Source organism: Reyranella sp. (assembly GCF_030651995.1).
GTDB lineage: Bacteria > Pseudomonadota > Alphaproteobacteria > Reyranellales > Reyranellaceae > Reyranella.
Window position 1 is genome coordinate 1 of record NZ_JAUSBN010000024.1, and the last position, 17,074, is coordinate 17,074.

A 17,074-nucleotide genomic window follows, 5' to 3' on the forward strand; every position below is an offset into this window, starting at 1 on the left:
CGAGGCTCTCCACGCCTGCATCGCCGCCTACAACAACACCCCGCGCAAATGCCTTGGGTTCAAGACCCCGGCCGAGGTATTCATCGCTCAACTGTTGCACTTCAAACTTGAATCCACACCCTCACTTCGTTCGGGATGACATCGATTTTGGCGTCGGCGCACTGCGTCCGCCGCAAACCCCCGGTGTCATCCCGAGCGCAGCGAGGGACCCTTGATCAGCCGCGCAAATCAGCGCCCACGGCATCCGCCACCGAAGCGAAGCCGTCGCGGGCCAGCAAGGCTGCCAATTCGTCCTTGATGCGGCGGATGATCGGCGGGCCCTCGTAGACCATCGCCGAGTAGAGCTGCACCAGCGTGGCGCCGGCGCGGATCTTGGCGTAGGCGTCGGCCCCCGACCCCACGCCGCCGCAGCCGATCAGCGGGAACTGTCGCTCGACGCGAAGGGCGGCCTTGCGCAGCACCTCGGTCGACAACGCCGTGAGCGGGGCACCGGACAGGCCGCCGGTCTCGCCGCGCCGCTCGGACCGTAGCGAGGGCGGGCGGGAGAGGGTGGTGTTGCCGATGATGATGCCGTCCAGCCGGAGGTCGCGACAGACGAAGACGATGTCGTCGAGATCGTCGTCCGTCGCATCCGGCGCGATCTTGACCACCAGCGGCACCGGCTTGGCGGCAATAGCGTCCTGTACGCGCTTCAGCAGGCCTGCGAGCTCGGTCCGACCCTGCAGGTTGCGCAGGCCGGGCGTATTGGGCGAGGAGACGTTGCAGACGAGGTAATCGGCATAGGGTGCCAGTGCCACGCAGCCCGTCACGTAGTCCGCGGCGCGATCGGTGCTGTCCTTGTTGGCGCCGATGTTGACGCCGACGAAGCCGCGGCGCGGCCGCGCGGCCAGCCGGGCGCGGGCCGCCTCCAGCCCGTGCCCGGGAAAGCCCATGCGGTTGATGACGCCGCGATCCTGGGGCAGTCGGAACAGGCGGGGGCGCGGATTGCCCTCCTGCGGCCGCGGCGTGACACTGCCGATTTCGACCAGCCCGAAGCCCTGCGCCAGCATGGCGTCTGCCACCTCGGCGTTCTTGTCGAAGCCGGCGGCCAGGCCGATCGGGTTGGGCAGCGAACGACCCCATACCTTCGTTGCCAGAGACGCGGCATCGGCGCGCCGGTCGCCCGGCAAAAGGCCGGTCTTCAGCGCACGAATTGCGAGGCCATGGGCGGCCTCCGCGTCGAGGCGGGAGAGGGCGAGATCGAGGAGGGAATACCAGACGGCCATTGCCGTCTGGTTAGCAGAAGTTCCCTGTGGAGCGCTTGGGCCGCCCGGGACCGCTAGTCGCGGCCCATGCCGCCACCCTGATTGGGCCGCAGAGCGGGCGAGTCGGAGAAGACGACCATGAACAGCTCGCGGAAAAGCCCGCCGATCCGCGGATCGGTCGGACCGGACGCGGTGGTCCAGGCAGTGGTCTCGGACATCGTCATGTCGTTGCGACAGTAGATGGCATAGACGTTGAAGAGGCCGGGCTTGCCGGGCTTGAAGCGCACCGTGCCCTTGCAGACCGAATCGCTGTTGAGATCGTTCGCCGGGTCGAAGACCAGCATCAGACGGTAGTCGGGCCGCGGCTTTTCCGCCGGTGTCTCGTAGGTGAAGGTGAGCCGGGGCATCGGCTTGGCGGCCTGCATCATCGGCAGCAGGTCACGCGCCACCACCGCCGGATCGGTGCCGGGGAAGGGATTGCCATGGAGCACGACCTGGAAGTTCTTGCCGTCGGTGGCGGCGAAGAATTCGCGATAGTCGTACTGCACCGCGTAGTAGGTACCGCCGATGGTGGCTGCGTAGGCCGCGGCCGGAAGGGCGGCGACCGCCAGCAGCGCGGCGGCGATCCTGGACCTGAAACGCATGGGGCAATCTCCTCCGCGGGTTATCCGCCTACTATACGCCCGGGACACGGCTCCGGGGATGTCACATTTCTGCGCGCGACCCGCAATCCCGCGGCGACCAGCCTCAGACGTCGAGATCGCGCGCGAACTTGGCGTTCTCCTGGATGAAGGCGTAGCGCTTCTCCGGCTTGCGGCCCATCAGGTCCTCGACGAGGGTACGGGTCCGCATGTCCTCGACGCGGGAGTCCGGCTCGGTGCCCGTGATCAACGGCACGTCGACCTTCAGAAGGACGCGCTTGGCCGGATCCATCGTGGTTTCCCGCAGATGGACGGACTGCATCTCGCCCAGGCCCTTGAAGCGGGTAATGTCGGCCTTGCCGTTGAATACCGTCCGGATCAGCTCGTCCTTCTGGGCATCGTCCTGGGCATATTCGGTGCGGCCGCCCTTGCTGATGCGAAAGAGCGGGGGCTGCGCCAGGAACAGATGGCCGTTTTCGATCAGCTTCGGCATCTCGCGATAGAAGAACGTCATCAGCAGCGAGGCGATGTGCGCGCCGTCGACGTCGGCGTCGGTCATGATGATGACCCGTTCGTAGCGCAGGCGGTCGTCGCTGTAGTGAGTGCCAGCGCCGCAGCCCAGTGCCTGGATGAGGTCCTGGATTTCCTGGTTTTCGCGCATCTTCTCGGACGTGGCGCTCGCCACGTTCAGGATCTTGCCGCGCAGCGGCAGGATCGCCTGGGTCTCGCGGTTGCGCGCGGCCTTGGCCGAGCCGCCGGCCGAATCGCCCTCGACCAGGAAGATCTCGGTGCCGATCGAGGAGGAACTCGAACAGTCGGCCAGCTTGCCCGGCAGGCGGAGCTTGCGCGTTGCCGTCTTGCGCTGCTGTTCGCGGTCCTGCTTGCGCCGCAGCCGCTCCTCGGCCTTGGCGACGACATGTTCCAGCAGGACGTTGCCGGCTTCCTTGTCGCCGATCAGCCAGTGCTCGAAATTGTCGCCGACGATCGTCTCGACGATCTTGGTCGCCTCGACACTGACCAGTTTTTCCTTGGTCTGCCCCTGGAACTGAGGCTGCTCGATGAAGACCGAGACGAGGGCGGCGGAACCGTCGATCACGTCGTCGGCGGTGATGAGCGAACCCTTGCGGTTGCCGGAAAGCTCGGCATAGCGCTTGAGGCCGCGCACCAGGGCGCTGCGGAATCCCGATTCGTGCGTGCCGCCCTCGGCGGTGGGCACGGTGTTGCAGTAGGAGCGGACGAAGCCTTCCTCGTCGTTCGGCCACCAGACGGCCCACTCGACCTTGCCGTTGCTCTCGCTCTTGGCCTCGCCGGCGAAGGGCTGCGGCACGACGGTCGGCCGCTGGCCGATCTCGGAGGTGATGTAGTCCTTCAGGCCGTTGGGGAAGTGGAACGTCTCTTCCTCGGGAATCCCGCTATTCTTCAGCAGGGACTTGTCGCACTTCCAGCGGATCTCGACGCCGCGGAACAGGTAGGCCTTGGAGCGCACCATGCGGTAGAGGCGCTCTGGCACGAACAGCTGCTTGCCAAAGATCTCGGGATCGGGATGGAAGGTGACGATCGTGCCGCGCCGGTTGGGGGCGGGACCGGCCGGCTTCAGCTTCGAGACCGGGAGGCCGCGCGAGAAGCTCTGCGTCCAGGCCTGCCGGTCGCGGGCGACCTCCACGGCGAGGTCGTCCGAGAGCGCGTTCACGACCGAAGCGCCGACGCCATGCAGGCCGCCCGACGTGGCGTAGACCTTGCTGTTGAACTTGCCGCCTGCATGCAGGGTGGTGAGGATCACCTCCAGCGCCGACTTGTTCTTGAACTTGGGGTGCGGATCGACCGGCATGCCGCGGCCGTTGTCGCGCACAGAGATATAGTTGCCCGGCAGCATTTCCAGCCAGATCGTGTCGGCATGACCGGCGACGGCCTCGTCCATGGAATTGTCGAGAATCTCGGCCACCAGGTGGTGCATGGCCCGTTCATCGGTGCCGCCGATATACATGCCGGGGCGCTTGCGGACGGGCTCCAGCCCTTCCAGCACCTCGATGTCACTCGCCGTGTAGGAATTTTCCTTCGGCCCCGCGGCACGCTTGCCGCCGCCAGACCGATCGAAGAGATCGCCGTTTCGTGCCATGCCTGCTTCTTGTCTTTCCGCGGCCGCGCGAGGGGATCGCTGGGTGGCCGGTCCGGCATGGGTATGGTAGCAAAACCGCGTGAAAGCAACCACATCCGGTGAGGGATTGATGTCCGAAAGTCGCCGTGATCCGATCGTAAGGACCGTTCCGCAGCCTGCCGACATGAACGGAAATGGCGACATTTTCGGCGGCTGGGTGTTGAGCCAGATGGATATCGCGGGCGGGTCGCTCGCGGCCCGGGTGGCGAAGGGGCGGGTGGCCACGGTGGCGATCACGGCCATGACCTTCGTCCAGCCGATCAAGGTGGGAGACATGGTGTCGATTTATGGGGAAGTCGTGAAGGTCGGCCGGACGTCGATCACCATCGGGCTCGAAACCGTGGTCCAGCGCCGCCACGAGGAAACCGACCTGCGTGTGACCCACGGCACCTTCGTGTTCGTGGCGATCGACGACGAGGGCAAGCCGCGCCCCGTTCCGCACCAGGCCCCCGCGTGAAGCGGCTGCTCGCTCCGGTCCTGGCCGCCCTGGCGCTGTTCGCGCCGGCGGCGGTGTTCGCCCATCCGCACATTGTCGTGCAGCAGGTCGTGCGCATGGTCGCCAAGGACGGGAAATATACCCATGTCGAGATCGAATGGCGGTTCGATCCGTATTCCAGCGAAGTCGAGATCCCGCTGATCGACGAGGACAGGAACGGCAAATTCTCGGCCCGGGAAACCAAGCTGCTCGCCAGCGAGATGATGCCCGAGTTGGGCAAGTACGGGTACCTGAGCTGGCTCAACACCGGGGCGAAGGATTTCAGGCCGCCCAAGGCGCCGCAATTCTCCGCCCGCATCGACGATCCGGCGAGCTTCATTCCGCCTGAATGGGACCGCAACGCGGGCGACAATGCCGGCATGCCGATGCCGACCAACAAGCGCGCCGATGCGCCGGGGGCGCCGCGCAAGCAGGGGCCGCGCAATCTCGTCTATGTGATGCGCTTCGCGCTGCCCGAACCTTCCAAGCTCGTGTCGATCGCGACCTACGATCCCGAGGATTTCATCCGCATAGAGGTCGACAAAGGCTCGGTCCCGGCCGGCTGCACGCTGGGCAAGCATCCCACACACAAGGCCGAATTCGTCCGCGGCTATCCCTTCTTCGCCGACGTGGTGACATGCCAGCTTCCGTAAGACCATCCGCCCTCAGGTCGCCCTTCCTGTGGATCGGGCTCCTCCTGTTGCTCGCCCTGGCGGGCGCGCTGGTGTTCAGCGACAGCGTGGCCGAGCTGGCCCGCTATTCCGCCGAGTATCAGCGCCGCATCAACCATGTCCTCTCGACCTCGCTGCGGGACGTGCAGTCGGGGACGGGCTCCCTGGCGCTCTGGACCCTCGTCACCGTCTGTTTCGGTTACGGCGTCGTGCACACGCTGGGGCCGGGTCACGGCAAGGCTGTCGTGGTGGCCTACTTCCTCGACAGCAGCCGGCCGCGCGCCTGGATCGAGGGTATCTTCGCCGGCGGCTGGATCGCCTTCACCCACACGCTGGCGGCCCTGCTGCTGGCCGGTGCGCTGAAGCTCTCCTCGACCGTCGGCCTGCTGGGCGCGATGCGCGAGGTGCGAAACGTCGAGATCGTCTCCTATACGCTGATCCTGTTGGTGGGGGTCTGGCGCCTGTGGGCCGGCATCACCGGCCGCCTGCACGAGCACCCGCATGGTGATCACGGGCACGATCATCATCATGGGCATGGGCATGGGCACGACCATCATCACCACGATCACGAGCCGCCGCAGCGCACGATCGCCGGCTGGCTGCTGCTGACGGCGGCCGGCATCGCGCCCTGTGCCGGCGCGCTGATCATCATCCTCCTGTCGATCGCGCTCGACGTCCTTTGGGCGGGCGTGGTCGGCGTCATCGCCATCGCGCTGGGCATGGCGATCACCTTGGCAGCCATCGGCATGGCGTCGATGGTGGCGCACCGGTTGATCATCGCCGAGGGGCGCTCGCAGGAGATCGGGCGCTTCACCGCCATCGGCGCCTCGCTGATTGTGATCGCAACGGGCGGCACACTGCTGTTGGGCTCGCTCGAACGCTTCCTGCGCTGAGGACCGAAATGGCCGAGATCCAGACGCCCGGCCGTTCGTCGCGGCCATTGCTGGGCGTTCTCTTCATGTGCACGGCCTGCACGCTGTTTCCGATCATGAACGGCCTGGTGAAGCTGCTGGCAGCCACCTACGAGCCGCAGCAGATCGTCTGGTTCCGGATTGTTTCGCATCTGCTGCTGGTCGCCATCGTCTTCATGCCGCGCATGGGGCTCGGTCTGCTGCGGACACGCCGCATCGGCACGCAGTTCGTGAGTTCCGTGATGATGATGCTCTCGACCCTGTTCTTCTTCTCCGCGGTGAAGTCGATCCCGGTGGCCGAGGCGATCTCCGTCACCTTCGTGGCGCCGCTCGCCGTGGTGCTGCTGGCCTGGCCGTTGCTGGGCGAGCGCATCACCTTCTTTCGCATGGCCGCGGTAATCGTGGGCTTTGCCGGTGTCCTGATCGTGATCCGGCCGGGAAGCGCAGTGTTCCAGTGGCAGTCGCTTCTGCTCCTGGGCAGCGCGATCTGCTATGCGATGTACCAGATCCTGATCCGACGGCTTGCGGGGATCGACGCGCCGGCGACTTCGATCTTCTACAGCGTGCTGCTGGGCGCGATTATCATGTCGATCTGGCTGCCCTTCGTCTGGAAATTGCCGCAAAACGCCACCGACTGGGCGCTGCTCGTTTCGCTGGGGGCATTCGGGGCCCTGGGTCATTTCTGCGTCGCAAAGGCCATGACCTATGCCTCGGCCAATTTCGTTGCGCCGTTCAACTACACGCAGATGATCGGCTCGGTCGTCGTCGGCTACCTGATGTTCGCCGAGGTGCCCGATTTCTACACTTGGCTCGGCACGGCCGTGGTCGTCGGCGCGGGCCTCATGGTCGGCCTGCAAGGCCGCAAGCCCCAAAGGATCTGAGGGGAGCATACATGCCCTATCTCGTTGCAGCCGATCTCGCCGCGGAGCCGGCCGGTGTCCGATTCCGAAAACTGGTCGAGCAGCCGCGGATCCTGCGCATGCCCGGTGCACACAACGGCATCGCCGCGCTGCAGGCACAACGTGCTGGCTTTGAGGCGCTTTATCTTTCCGGCGCGGCCATGTCGTCTTCGATGGGGCTGCCGGACCTCGGCGTCATCACGGTCGACGAGGTCTGCTTCTTCATCCGCCAGGTTGCGCGCGCCTCGGGCCTGCCGGTCCTGGTCGATGGCGACACCGGGTACGGCGAGGCGCTGAACGTCATGCACATGGTGCGGGCCTTCGAGGAGGCGGGCGCCGCCGCCGTCCATCTCGAGGACCAGCTTCTGCCGAAGAAATGCGGCCACCTGAACGACAAGAAGCTCGCCCCGCCGCAAGACATGGCAGCCAAGGTCGCGGCGGCCGCCAAGGCGCGCCGCAATCTCTTCATCATCGCGCGGACAGATGCGGCTGTGAGCGAAGGGATCGACGGCGCGGTCGCCCGGGCACGGCTCTACCTCGAAGCCGGTGCCGACGCGATCTTTCCCGAGGCGCTGACGACGGCCGAGATGTTCCGCGCCTTCACCAAGGCGATGCCGGGCGTGAAGCTGCTGGCCAACATGACCGAGTTCGGCCGCACACCGTTCTTCACGGCGTCGGAGTTCGAGGCGATGGGTTACCGGATGGTCATCTGGCCGGTCTCGGCCCTGCGAGCCGCCAACAAGGCCCAGGAGGGGGTGTACGCCGCGATCCAGCGCGACGGCGGCACCCAGAACGTGATCGACCGCATGCAGACCCGCCAGGAACTCTACGACACGATCCGCTATCACGACTACGAGGCGCTCGACGCGTCGCTCGTCAAGACCGTCGTGCCGCAAGGCATGCCGCAGCGGGATTGAGCGCTAAAAATCTCCGTCGTCTCAGGGCGGGGGTTACCCCGCCCGAACCGGAGCACCGCAGGTGCGGGTTGAGAGACCTTTTTTCTACCAAATGCCAGCAAATCGCGGAGCGAAGATCTCGCCGCTCCGCGCTGCGCGCTCCGGTCGAGATGACGGAGGCTTTGGTACTGGACCTCGCCGCTACAGCCCCAGCGCCGAGAGGTCCGGCGTGCGCTTGTGGAAGTCCGTCGCGTCCTGCAGCGCCTTGCCGATCCTGAGCACCGTGCCCTCGGCGTAGGGCTTGCCCAGAAGCTGGAGGCCGATCGGCAGGCCGTTCGAGAAGCCGTTCGGCAGCGAGAGGCCGCAGAGGCCGAGATAGTTGCCGGGGCGGGTCATCAGCGAGATCGCGGGCGAGGTTTCGTCGACCTCGGTGACCGGAATTGCTCCCGAGGCCAGCGCCGGCGTGAGCAGCGCGTCATAGGGCGCCATCCAGGCGTTGAAGGCGGCGCGGCGTCCGGCCATGCGACGCAGTTCCTCGGCGTAGAGGGCCGGGGCGAAGCCCTTGGCGGCCATCGCGCGGCCGCGCACGCCGGCACCGATCGGCTGGTTCATGTCCTCGATCCAGCCGCGATGCAGCGACCACAGTTCCGACGCCGAGATCGAGCCCGCGCCGACGCCGAGATTGAAGTACCACTCCGGGATCTTCACCGGCTCGACGCTGGCGCCAAGCTCTTCCAGTTTCTTCGCCGAAGCCTGCCAGGCCGCGATCACGTCGGGATCGCATGCAGGCAGCGCAGAGGCGTCGGGCAGGGCGATGCGCATGCCCTTGATCGAACCGCCTTTGGTCGATGCGGTGAAATCCTCGAGCGGCTGGCCCAAGGTCGTGGGATCGCGCGGATCGGGACCAGCCAGCGCATTGAGCATCAGGGCACAATCTTCGACCGACCGCGTCATCGGACCGATCGAGTCGAGCGTCCAGGACAGCAGCATCGTGCCGTGCAGGCTGATGCGGCCGAATGTGACCTTGAGGCCGACCAGCCCGTTGAAGGCGCAGGGAATGCGCACCGAGCCGCCGGTGTCGCTGCCGATGCCGGCGGGCGTGAGCCGCGCGGCGACGGCGACGCCGGTGCCGCTCGACGAGCCGCCGGGTGTGCGGTGGGTCTCGAGGTCCCACGGGTTCCATGGCGTGCCCATCAGCGGATTGGTGCCCCAGCCGCCGAAGGCGAACTCGACCATGTGCAGCTTGCCGAGCGGGATCATCCCGGCCGCGGTCAGGCGCTCCACCGTGTTCGAGGTCTCTGTGGCGACGCGCTTTTCCCACATTTTGGAGCCGCCAGTGCCGATGCGGCCAGCGATGTCGCAGAGATCCTTGTAGGCGACCGGCAGGCCATGCAGCGCCGGCAGGGGGAACCCCGAGGCGCGCGCCGTGTCAGCCCCGTCGGCGAGCGCGCGGGCTTCCTGGGCATAAACCTCGGTGAAGGCGTGCAGCTTGCCGTCGGCATGCTCGATACGCGCCAGCAACGCGTCGACCACCTCGCGCGAGGAGAAGCGCTTGGCGGCCAGGCCGGCGGAGAGTTCGGTCAGGGTGAGTTCATGCAAAGACATCAGTAGGTCGCCCGTCCACCAGAGAGATCGAAAACCGCACCGGTCGCGAAGGTGCAGTGGGAAGAGGCGAGCCAGGTGACCATCTCGGCCACTTCCTCGACCTCGCCGAAGCGGTTCATCGGGATCTTGGACAGCATGTAGTTGATGTGTTGTTCGGTCATCTGGCTGAACAGTTCCGTCTTCACCACCGCCGGCGCGACGCAGTTCACCAGCACGCCGGTTGTAGCAAGTTCCTTGCCGAGCGACTTGGTGAGGCCGATGACGGCGGCCTTGGAGGCGGAATAGGCCGAGGCATTGGGATTGCCCTCCTTGCCGGCCACCGAGGCGATGTTGACGATGCGGCCCCAGCCACGATGCACCATGCCGTCGACCACGACGCGGTTGCAGAGGAAGACGCCCGTCAGGTTGACGTCGATCACCTGTCGCCACGCGTCGACAGGATACTTGGCGACCGTCGTGTTGGGGCCGGTGATGCCGGCGCTGGCGACCAGGATGTCCGGCGGCGCCAGCAATTGCTCGGTCTCGGCCAGCGCCCTGGCGACGTCTGCCTCGCTGGTCACGTCGACGGCTATGGCGACGGCGTCCTTCAGGGCGGCGGCGGACTGCTTGGCGCGCTCGGGATCGCGATCCCACAAAGCGACCCGCCCGCCGCCTGCGGTGATCTTGGCGGCGCAGGCGAGGCCGATGCCCCGTGCGCCACCGGTCACGATCGCGGTCCGGCCCCGGAACGGCTCAGCCTCCATGTATTCCTCCTAATTCCTTGAATTATCTTGCGATTCCCAGCATATCGGCACGCCGGGTCATCCGCTACACTGAGCGCTTCGATGCCTCGAGTTTTTGCGGGAGTTTCATGCCTTCGCCCATTCCGGCGTCCATCGACGCCACCGTCGAGCTGCTGAAGGGCGGCGACTACATCGCCGACCGCAGCCTCGCCACGGTCCTCTATCTCGCCCTCAAGCTGGGCCGTCCGCTATTCTGCGAAGGCGAGGCGGGCGTCGGCAAGACCGAGATCGCCAAGGTGCTGGCCGAGACCCTGAAGCGGCCGCTGATCCGCCTGCAGTGCTACGAGGGGCTCGACGTCGCCTCGGCGGTGTATGAGTGGAACTATGCCCGCCAGATGATCGAGATTCGCCTCGCCGAAGCGCAGGGTGTGCACGACCGCGGCGAACTCGCGGCCGACATCTTCGACGAGAGGTTTCTGATCCGCCGTCCGCTTCTCGAGGCGCTGCAGCCGCATGTCGGCGGCGCCCCGATCCTGCTGATCGACGAGCTCGACCGTACCGACGAGCCGTTCGAGGCCTATCTGCTCGAGGTCCTTTCGGACTTCCAGGTGACGATTCCGGAACTCGGCACGATCAGGGCGGCGGAACGGCCGATCGTCATCATCACGTCGAACCGCACGCGCGAGATCCACGACGCGCTGAAGCGGCGCTGCTTCTACCACTGGGTCGACTATCCCGACCTCAAGCGCGAACTCGAGATTCTGAAGGTCAAGGCGCCGGGCGCCAGCGAACGCCTGTCACGGCAGGTCGTGGGCTTCGTGCAGGAGCTGCGAAAGCTCGACCTGTTCAAGGCGCCGGGCGTTGCCGAGACGATCGACTGGTCGACGGCCCTGTCCGAACTCGACGTACTCGATCTCGACCCCCGGACGATCAACGACACGCTGGGCGTGCTGCTCAAGTACCAGGACGACATCCAGCGCCTGCAGGGCTCGGAAGCGGCGGAGATCCTGCGCAAGGTGAAGTCCGACATCGCCGCCCAGCCGCTGGGCTGAAGTTCGTGATGCGCGGCAAGCTCGGATGGGATTCAAAGGTCCCTCACTGCGTTCGGGATGACAGCTTTTTTTGCAGCGACGCACTGCGCCAGCCCGAGCAAGTTTGTCATCCCGAACGCAGTGAGGGACCTTTCGCTTGCGCTAAAGCGCGAAGGGTCACGCCCTGATGGACACGCTGCCCGATCCACCGGCCGGGCTGCCGGGACGCGAGCCGCGCGGCGGCAAGCTTGCCAGCAACATCGTGCACTTCGCGCGCACCCTGCGCACGGCGGGGCTGCGCGTCGGGCCGGGGCAGATTCTGCGCGCGATCGAGGCCGTCGAGGCGGCGGGCATCCGCAATCGCGACGACTTCTACTGGACGCTCCATTCGGTGTTCGTGAACCGCCGCGACCAGCGCGAGATCTTCGACCAGGCATTTCATGTCTACTGGCGCAACCCGCGCCTGCTCGAGAAGATGATGGACATGCTGCTGCCGCAGATCGGCGTGCCGGCCGAGCAGGACAAGGGCAAGCAGCTCAGCCGGCGCTTGCAGGAAGCGCTGCAGCCCGGGCAGGGCGAGGCGCCGGAGCAGTCCGAGGAGCCGCCGGAAGTCGAGGTCGAGGCGACCTTCACCGTGTCGGACCGCGAGGTCCTGCAGACGCGCGACTTCGAGCAGATGTCGCAGACGGAGATCGACGAGGCCTTGCGCGCCATCTCCCGCCTGCGCTTGCCGGTGCCGGAACGGCGTACGCGCCGCTATCAGGCGGCGCGGCGCGGGCCGAGGATCGATTTCCGCGCCTCGCTGCGCCGCGCGATGCGGCCGGAGGGGCTGACGGAGCTGGCCCGCCGCGAGCCGCGCCGCCGGCCGCCGCCGCTGGTCATCCTGTGCGACATCTCCGGCTCGATGGCCCGCTACACGCGGATGTTCCTGCATTTCATGCATGCCATCACCAATGACCGCGACCGAGTCTACTGCTTCACCTTCGGCACGCGCCTGTCGAACGTGACGCGTGCCTTGCGCAACCGCGACGTCGACATCGCGCTGCAGAAGGCCTCCTCGCAGGTCGAGGACTGGTCGGGCGGCACGCGTATCGGGCAGGCGCTGCACGAGTTCAACAACAAGTGGTCGCGCCGCGTTCTGGGGCAGGGCGCGGTGGTTCTCCTCATCACCGACGGGCTGGATCGCGAGGGCGCCTCCGGTTTGGATGAGGAAATGGAACGCTTGCATAAGTCCTGCTCACGCATGATCTGGCTCAACCCGCTCTTGCGGTACGGCGGCTACGAGCCCAAATCTCAGGGCAACAAGGCCATGCTGCCGCACGTCGACGAATTCAGGCCCGTCCACAATCTGGAGAGCCTGTCCGGGCTGATCGCGGCGCTGGGCGCCCGCACCGTCGGGGCCGACAAGCGGCTCGCGGGATGGCAGACCGACCTTCGCAAGGAGTAGACCATGAGCGATGCGCTGGAAGTTCTCGATCAGGTCGGCAAGTGGAAGGCCGACGGCAAGGGCGTCGCGGTCGCCACGGTGATCGTCACCTGGGGATCCTCGCCGCGGCCCGTGGGCAGCCAGCTCGGCGTCGACGATGGCGGCAACATGGTGGGCTCGGTCTCCGGCGGCTGCATCGAGGGCGCGGTCGTCAAGGAGGCGCTCGACGCCATCAAGGACGGCAAGCCGCGGCTGCTGGATTTCGGCGTCACTGACGAGCAGGCCTGGGATGTCGGTCTCGCCTGCGGCGGCAAGGTCCAGGTCTTCGTCGAGAAGGTGAACTGATCCGATGAAGACCGAAACCCTCGCCGCCCTCCAGGATGCGCGCGTCAAGCGGCGGGCCGTGACGCTCGCCACCCGCCTCAGCGATGCCGCCGAAGCGCTGGTCTACCGCGACGACGCCAAGGGCGAGCTGGCGGGAGATGCCGCCATCGTCGCGGCCGCGCAGCGCGCCATGGATATCGGCAAGAGCGAGACGGCGGATATTGGCGACGCCAAGATCTTCCTGAACGTCTATGTGCCGCCGCCCCGGCTGATCATCGTGGGCGCCGTGCACATCGCGCAGTCGCTGGCGCCGATGGCGGCCATGCTCGAATTCGACGTCACGGTGGTCGATCCGCGCGGCGCCTGGGCCACCACCCAGCGGTTCCCCGGCGTGAAGGTCATCCAGGACTGGGCCGACGAGGCCTTCCAGGCGATGGGCCTCGACGTGTCGACCGCGGTCGTGACCCTGACCCACGATCCCAAGCTCGACGATCCAGCGCTCGAGGCGGCACTCAAGTCCGACGTCTTCTACATCGGTGCGCTGGGTAGCCGGCGCACGCACGCCAAGCGCAAGGAGCGCCTGGCCGAGGTCGGCATCACCGAGGATATGTTTGCCCGCGTCCACGGGCCGGTCGGCCTCAACATTGGCGCCAAGTCGCCGGCCGAGATTGCCGTGTCGATCCTGGGCCAGATCATCGAGGTGCGGGCGCGCCGCCTCGAAGCCCTGTCTGCGCCGAAGGTCGCTGCGGCGTGAGATTCGGCGAGACACCGGTCGACGAGGCCGCCGGTGCCATCCTGGCGCACAGCCGGCGCGCCGACGGGATCAATTTCGCCAAGGGGCGCATCCTCTCCAGTGAGGATATCGCGCGCCTGAAGCAAGCCGGTGTTTCGACGATTGTTGCCGCGCGCCTCGATGCCGACGAGATGCACGAGGACGAGGCGGCCGCCACGATCGCCCGAGCGCTGGCCGGCGAGGGGATCGAGGTCACGGCGGCCTTTACCGGCCGCTGCAACCATTTCGCCCGCGAAGCCGGGCTCGCCGTGCTCGACCAGGAGCGCATCGACACGCTGAACGAACTTCATGAATCGGTGACCGTCGCGACCTTGCCGCCCTTCGCGCGCGTCGAGCCGCGTCAGATGGTGGCGACGGTGAAGATCATCCCTTACGGCGCGCCGCGCGCCGCGGTTGTGCGCGCCGTCGACGTGGCCAAGGCCGCGAACCTGCCGATGATCTCCGTGGCGCCGTTCCAGGCGATGCGTGCAGGCCTGGTGCAGACGCGGCTGCCCGGCACGCGCGACAAGGTGCTCGACAAGGCGGTCAACACGACCACCAAGCGCCTGACCTCGCTGGGCAGCACCTTGAACGGCGAGCGCCGTGTCGCGCACGACGCCAGGGCGATTGCCGATGCGCTGGCCGAACTGAAGTCGGAAGGCTGCGACCTGTTCCTGATCGCGGGCGCCTCGGCGATCGTCGACCGCAACGACGTGGTCCCGGCTGGCATCGAGGCGGCGGGCGGCAAGGTCCTCCATTTCGGCATGCCGGTCGATCCGGGCAATCTGCTGCTGACGGCCGAACTCGACGGCAAGCCGGTGCTGGGCCTGCCGGGCTGCGCCAAGTCGCCCAAGTACAACGGCTTCGACATGGTGCTGGAGCGGCTGGCCGCGCGCCTGCCGGTCGGCCGCGCCGAGATCGTGCGCATGGGCTCGGGTGGGCTGCTCGCTGAAATTCCCAGCCGCCCGCAACCCCGCGACGAGACCGATACGGAAGAGGCGGGCCCGCAACAGGCGCCACGCGTCGCGGTGCTGGTGCTGGCCGCCGGCCGTTCGACACGCATGGGCGGGCCGAACAAGTTGCTGGCCGAGGCCGAAGGCGCGCCCCTGGTCGTCCATGCGGTGAAGGCGGCGCTTGCCTCGCAGGCGGTCGAGGTCGTCGTGGTTCTGGGCCACATGGCCGACGACGTCCGCGCCGTGGTCGAAAAAGCCGTGCCGCCGCGCTCGCGCGTGCGCTTCGTCACCAATCCGGATTTTGCCGAGGGGCTCAGCACCTCGGTGCGTACCGGCATCGGCGCGCTCCCGACCACGGTCGATGCCGCGGTGGTGCAGCTCGGCGACATGCCGGGCGTCGGCGCCCCGCTGCTCAATCGCCTGATGGCTGCCTTCAGTCCCGTCGAGGGCCGCTCGATCTGCGTGCCGACGGTCGGCGGAAAGCGCGGCAACCCCGTCCTGTGGGCGCGGCGGTTCTTCCCCGAGATGGCGAAGCTGTCCGGCGACAGCGGCGCCAAGCACCTGATCGGCGAGCATGCCGATCTCGTCTGCGAGGTCGAGATGACCGGCGAGGCGGCAATCACCGACATCGACACGCCCGAGGCGCTGGCCGCGTGGCGGGCGAGGGTACCGGCATGAGTGTTAGGTCATGAGCTTCGACGTCGCCGCCGTCCGCGGCCAGTTTCCGATCCTGTCCGAGATCATCGACGGCTTGCCGGTCCACTATCTCGACAACGGCGCCTCGGCGCAGACGCCGCTCACGGTGATCGACGCGGTGCGCCGCTACGAGACGACCGGGCGCGCCAACGTGCTGCGCGGCGTCCATCGCCTGGCCGAGCGGGCAACCGAGGCCTATGAGAATGCCCGCGCCCAGGTCGCTTCGTTCCTCGGCGTGCCGACGATGGAGATCGTCTTCACCGGTGGCTGCACCGCGGCCATCAATCTCGTGGCCTTCTCCTACGGCGCGCTCCTGAAGCCCGGCGACCGCATCCTGCTGTCGGAACTCGAGCATCATTCCAACATCGTGCCGTGGCAGCTGCTGCGATCGCGGTCGGGTGTCGAGCTCGACATGCTGCCGGTCACGACCGACGGCCGTATCGATCTCTCGGCCTTGCCGCGCCTGGTGACGCCCAAGACCAAATTCGTTTCGCTCGCGCATGTCTCGAACGTCACGGGCGCGTTGCTCGACGTGCGGACCGTCGTCGAGGCGGCCAAGGCAGTTGGCGCCAAGGTGATGCTCGACGGGGCGCAACGTGCGCCACATGGCCCGCTCGACCTGCCGTCGCTCGGCATCGATTTCTACGCCTTCTCCGGTCACAAGGCCTATGGGCCGAACGGCATCGGTGTGCTGTGGGGCCGGTCCGAGCTGATGGACGCCATGCCGCCGTTCATGGGTGGCGGTTCGATGATCGGGCGCGTGACCCTGGCAGAAACGACCTGGGCGCCGTCTCCGCGCCGCTTCGAGGCGGGCACGCCCCCGATCGGTCCGGCGATTGGCCTCGGTGCGGCCTGCGCCTGGATGCAGGCGCTGGACTGGGCGGGGGCGCACGAGCACGAGATGGACCTGGTGCAACGGCTGATGGATGGCCTGCAGAAGATCGACGGCACGCAGATCTTCGGACCGGCGGGCCTGCAGAACCGCTACCCGGTCGTGTCGTTCATGCTGGACGGCGTTCATCCGCACGACGTGGCGCAGACGCTCGATTCGTTCGGCGTCGCCGTGCGCGCCGGCCATCATTGCGCGCAGCCGCTGATGGACCGCTTCGACCTCGACGGCACGACACGCGTGTCGATGGCGCCCTACAACGACAACAGCGACATCGACGCGCTGCTGGCCGGGGTCGCGCATGCTGCCAAGACGCTGCGATGAGCGACCAGCTCTACCAGGAGCGCATCGTCGCCCTCGCCAAGGCGAAGACCGGCGCCGGCAAGCTCGAGAATCCGACGAGGACGGTGCGCCGTGACAACCCCCTCTGTGGCGATCGCGTGATCCTCGACGTGCGCCTCGACGGGGAGGGGCGCATCGCCGAGATCGGCCATCAGGTGCGCGGCTGTCTCCTGTGCCAGGCTTCGGCCTCCGCGCTCTCCGCGGTCGCCGTCGGCCGCGACGCCGCGGGTGTTGCCGAGCTGCGCCGCGACGCCGAACGTGCGCTGGGCCGCGAGCCGGGCGAGACGCACGAACCGTTCGACGCCTTCGCGCCCGTCGCGGCGCACAAGGCCCGACAGGACTGCGTGCTGCTGCCGCTGGAAGCCCTGAAGGATGCGCTTTCCTAAGTACGGAGCGCGCCCGTAGTTTCGTCGCGCCTCCGC

17 protein-coding genes are annotated in these 17,074 nt (G+C 67.2%); 12 read left to right on the plus strand and 5 right to left on the minus strand.

Translation table 11 applies throughout. The features are described from left to right. Window positions 1-215: 215 nt before the first annotated feature. From Q7V45_RS06080 to parE, 3 genes are all read right to left on the minus strand, one after another. Window positions 216-1,265 (minus strand): quinone-dependent dihydroorotate dehydrogenase, encoded by a 1,050-nt coding sequence (locus Q7V45_RS06080; protein ID WP_304848612.1) that lies wholly within the window; start codon window positions 1,263-1,265, stop codon window positions 216-218. A gap of 53 nt (window positions 1,266-1,318) precedes the next feature. Next, window positions 1,319-1,888 carry a hypothetical protein gene (locus Q7V45_RS06085; RefSeq protein WP_304848615.1) on the minus strand — a complete coding sequence of 190 codons (570 nt, stop codon included), beginning with the start codon at window positions 1,886-1,888 and terminating at the stop codon, window positions 1,319-1,321. A gap of 103 nt (window positions 1,889-1,991) precedes the next feature. Beyond that, window positions 1,992-4,001 carry a DNA topoisomerase IV subunit B gene (parE, locus tag Q7V45_RS06090; RefSeq protein WP_304848618.1) on the minus strand — a complete coding sequence of 670 codons (2,010 nt, stop codon included), beginning with the start codon at window positions 3,999-4,001 and terminating at the stop codon, window positions 1,992-1,994. Window positions 4,002-4,110: 109 nt separating this feature from the next. Here parE and Q7V45_RS06095 point away from each other — a divergent pair, with 109 nt between their 5' ends. Genes Q7V45_RS06095 through prpB form a run of 5 tightly spaced genes read left to right on the plus strand, consistent with a single transcriptional unit; the run spans window position 4,111 to window position 7,913 of the window. Continuing rightward, window positions 4,111-4,497: an acyl-CoA thioesterase gene (locus Q7V45_RS06095; protein ID WP_304848621.1), complete on the plus strand. Its 387-nt coding sequence runs from the start codon at window positions 4,111-4,113 to the stop codon at window positions 4,495-4,497. Beyond that, on the plus strand, window positions 4,494-5,168 hold the full coding sequence (locus Q7V45_RS06100) for a DUF1007 family protein (RefSeq protein WP_304848624.1): 675 nt from the start codon (window positions 4,494-4,496) through the stop codon (window positions 5,166-5,168). Before Q7V45_RS06095 ends, Q7V45_RS06100 begins: the two co-directional genes overlap by 4 nt. Next, window positions 5,153-6,079, plus strand: a complete 927-nt coding sequence (locus Q7V45_RS06105) for a hypothetical protein (RefSeq protein ID WP_304848627.1) — start codon at window positions 5,153-5,155, stop codon at window positions 6,077-6,079. Before Q7V45_RS06100 ends, Q7V45_RS06105 begins: the two co-directional genes overlap by 16 nt. A gap of 8 nt (window positions 6,080-6,087) precedes the next feature. Further along, complete coding sequence (locus Q7V45_RS06110) at window positions 6,088-6,978, plus strand: DMT family transporter (RefSeq protein ID WP_304848630.1); 891 nt, start codon at window positions 6,088-6,090, stop codon at window positions 6,976-6,978. An 11-nt stretch (window positions 6,979-6,989) separates the two neighbouring features. Continuing rightward, the gene (gene prpB / locus Q7V45_RS06115) at window positions 6,990-7,913 is read left to right on the plus strand and encodes a methylisocitrate lyase (protein ID WP_304848633.1); all 924 of its coding nucleotides are present in this window, start codon (window positions 6,990-6,992) and stop codon (window positions 7,911-7,913) included. A gap of 180 nt (window positions 7,914-8,093) precedes the next feature. Here the strand turns inward: prpB and Q7V45_RS06120 are convergent, their stop codons facing one another. Next, window positions 8,094-9,497: an amidase gene (locus Q7V45_RS06120; RefSeq protein WP_304848638.1), complete on the minus strand. Its 1,404-nt coding sequence runs from the start codon at window positions 9,495-9,497 to the stop codon at window positions 8,094-8,096. Beyond that, on the minus strand, window positions 9,497-10,240 hold the full coding sequence (locus tag Q7V45_RS06125; protein WP_304848640.1) for an SDR family NAD(P)-dependent oxidoreductase: 744 nt from the start codon (window positions 10,238-10,240) through the stop codon (window positions 9,497-9,499). The genes Q7V45_RS06120 and Q7V45_RS06125 overlap by 1 nt, the downstream gene beginning before the upstream one ends. Before the next feature lie 107 nt (window positions 10,241-10,347). On the opposite strand from Q7V45_RS06125, the gene Q7V45_RS06130 reads away from it, so the two are divergent. The 7 genes from Q7V45_RS06130 (at window position 10,348) to Q7V45_RS06160 (ending at window position 17,038) form a co-directional block, all read left to right on the plus strand. Beyond that, on the plus strand, window positions 10,348-11,271 hold the full coding sequence (locus Q7V45_RS06130; RefSeq protein WP_304848642.1) for a MoxR family ATPase: 924 nt from the start codon (window positions 10,348-10,350) through the stop codon (window positions 11,269-11,271). A gap of 166 nt (window positions 11,272-11,437) precedes the next feature. After that, a complete protein-coding gene (locus tag Q7V45_RS06135) occupies window positions 11,438-12,697 on the plus strand; it encodes a VWA domain-containing protein (RefSeq protein WP_304848645.1) in 1,260 nt (419 codons plus the stop codon). 3 nt (window positions 12,698-12,700) lie between these two features. Next, complete coding sequence (locus Q7V45_RS06140) at window positions 12,701-13,021, plus strand: XdhC family protein (protein WP_304848648.1); 321 nt, start codon at window positions 12,701-12,703, stop codon at window positions 13,019-13,021. A gap of 4 nt (window positions 13,022-13,025) precedes the next feature. After that, complete coding sequence (locus Q7V45_RS06145; protein ID WP_304848651.1) at window positions 13,026-13,754, plus strand: XdhC family protein; 729 nt, start codon at window positions 13,026-13,028, stop codon at window positions 13,752-13,754. Beyond that, the gene (locus tag Q7V45_RS06150) at window positions 13,751-15,403 is read left to right on the plus strand and encodes a molybdopterin-binding/glycosyltransferase family 2 protein (protein WP_304848654.1); all 1,653 of its coding nucleotides are present in this window, start codon (window positions 13,751-13,753) and stop codon (window positions 15,401-15,403) included. The genes Q7V45_RS06145 and Q7V45_RS06150 overlap by 4 nt, the downstream gene beginning before the upstream one ends. Window positions 15,404-15,413: 10 nt before the next feature. Continuing rightward, window positions 15,414-16,634 (plus strand): aminotransferase class V-fold PLP-dependent enzyme, encoded by a 1,221-nt coding sequence (locus Q7V45_RS06155; RefSeq protein WP_304848657.1) that lies wholly within the window; start codon window positions 15,414-15,416, stop codon window positions 16,632-16,634. Continuing rightward, window positions 16,631-17,038, plus strand: coding sequence for an iron-sulfur cluster assembly scaffold protein (locus Q7V45_RS06160; protein ID WP_304848660.1), 408 nt, complete (start codon window positions 16,631-16,633; stop codon window positions 17,036-17,038). Before Q7V45_RS06155 ends, Q7V45_RS06160 begins: the two co-directional genes overlap by 4 nt. Window positions 17,039-17,074 lie beyond the last annotated feature (36 nt).

Bases quoted from the DNA above. Each gene is read 5' to 3' on its own strand.
- Q7V45_RS06080 (WP_304848612.1), bottom strand. From the start codon at position 1,265: ATGGCCGTCTGGTATTCCCTCCTCGATCTCGCCCTCTCCCGCCTCGAC.
- Q7V45_RS06085 (WP_304848615.1), bottom strand. From the start codon at position 1,888: ATGCGTTTCAGGTCCAGGATCGCCGCCGCGCTGCTGGCGGTCGCCGCC.
- parE (WP_304848618.1), bottom strand. From the start codon at position 4,001: ATGGCACGAAACGGCGATCTCTTCGATCGGTCTGGCGGCGGCAAGCGT.
- Q7V45_RS06095 (WP_304848621.1), top strand. From the start codon at position 4,111: ATGTCCGAAAGTCGCCGTGATCCGATCGTAAGGACCGTTCCGCAGCCT.
- Q7V45_RS06105 (WP_304848627.1), top strand. From the start codon at position 5,153: ATGCCAGCTTCCGTAAGACCATCCGCCCTCAGGTCGCCCTTCCTGTGG.
- Q7V45_RS06110 (WP_304848630.1), top strand. From the start codon at position 6,088: ATGGCCGAGATCCAGACGCCCGGCCGTTCGTCGCGGCCATTGCTGGGC.
- prpB (WP_304848633.1), top strand. From the start codon at position 6,990: ATGCCCTATCTCGTTGCAGCCGATCTCGCCGCGGAGCCGGCCGGTGTC.
- Q7V45_RS06120 (WP_304848638.1), bottom strand. From the start codon at position 9,497: ATGTCTTTGCATGAACTCACCCTGACCGAACTCTCCGCCGGCCTGGCC.
- Q7V45_RS06125 (WP_304848640.1), bottom strand. From the start codon at position 10,240: ATGGAGGCTGAGCCGTTCCGGGGCCGGACCGCGATCGTGACCGGTGGC.
- Q7V45_RS06130 (WP_304848642.1), top strand. From the start codon at position 10,348: ATGCCTTCGCCCATTCCGGCGTCCATCGACGCCACCGTCGAGCTGCTG.
- Q7V45_RS06135 (WP_304848645.1), top strand. From the start codon at position 11,438: ATGGACACGCTGCCCGATCCACCGGCCGGGCTGCCGGGACGCGAGCCG.
- Q7V45_RS06140 (WP_304848648.1), top strand. From the start codon at position 12,701: ATGAGCGATGCGCTGGAAGTTCTCGATCAGGTCGGCAAGTGGAAGGCC.
- Q7V45_RS06145 (WP_304848651.1), top strand. From the start codon at position 13,026: ATGAAGACCGAAACCCTCGCCGCCCTCCAGGATGCGCGCGTCAAGCGG.
- Q7V45_RS06155 (WP_304848657.1), top strand. From the start codon at position 15,414: ATGAGCTTCGACGTCGCCGCCGTCCGCGGCCAGTTTCCGATCCTGTCC.
- Q7V45_RS06160 (WP_304848660.1), top strand. From the start codon at position 16,631: ATGAGCGACCAGCTCTACCAGGAGCGCATCGTCGCCCTCGCCAAGGCG.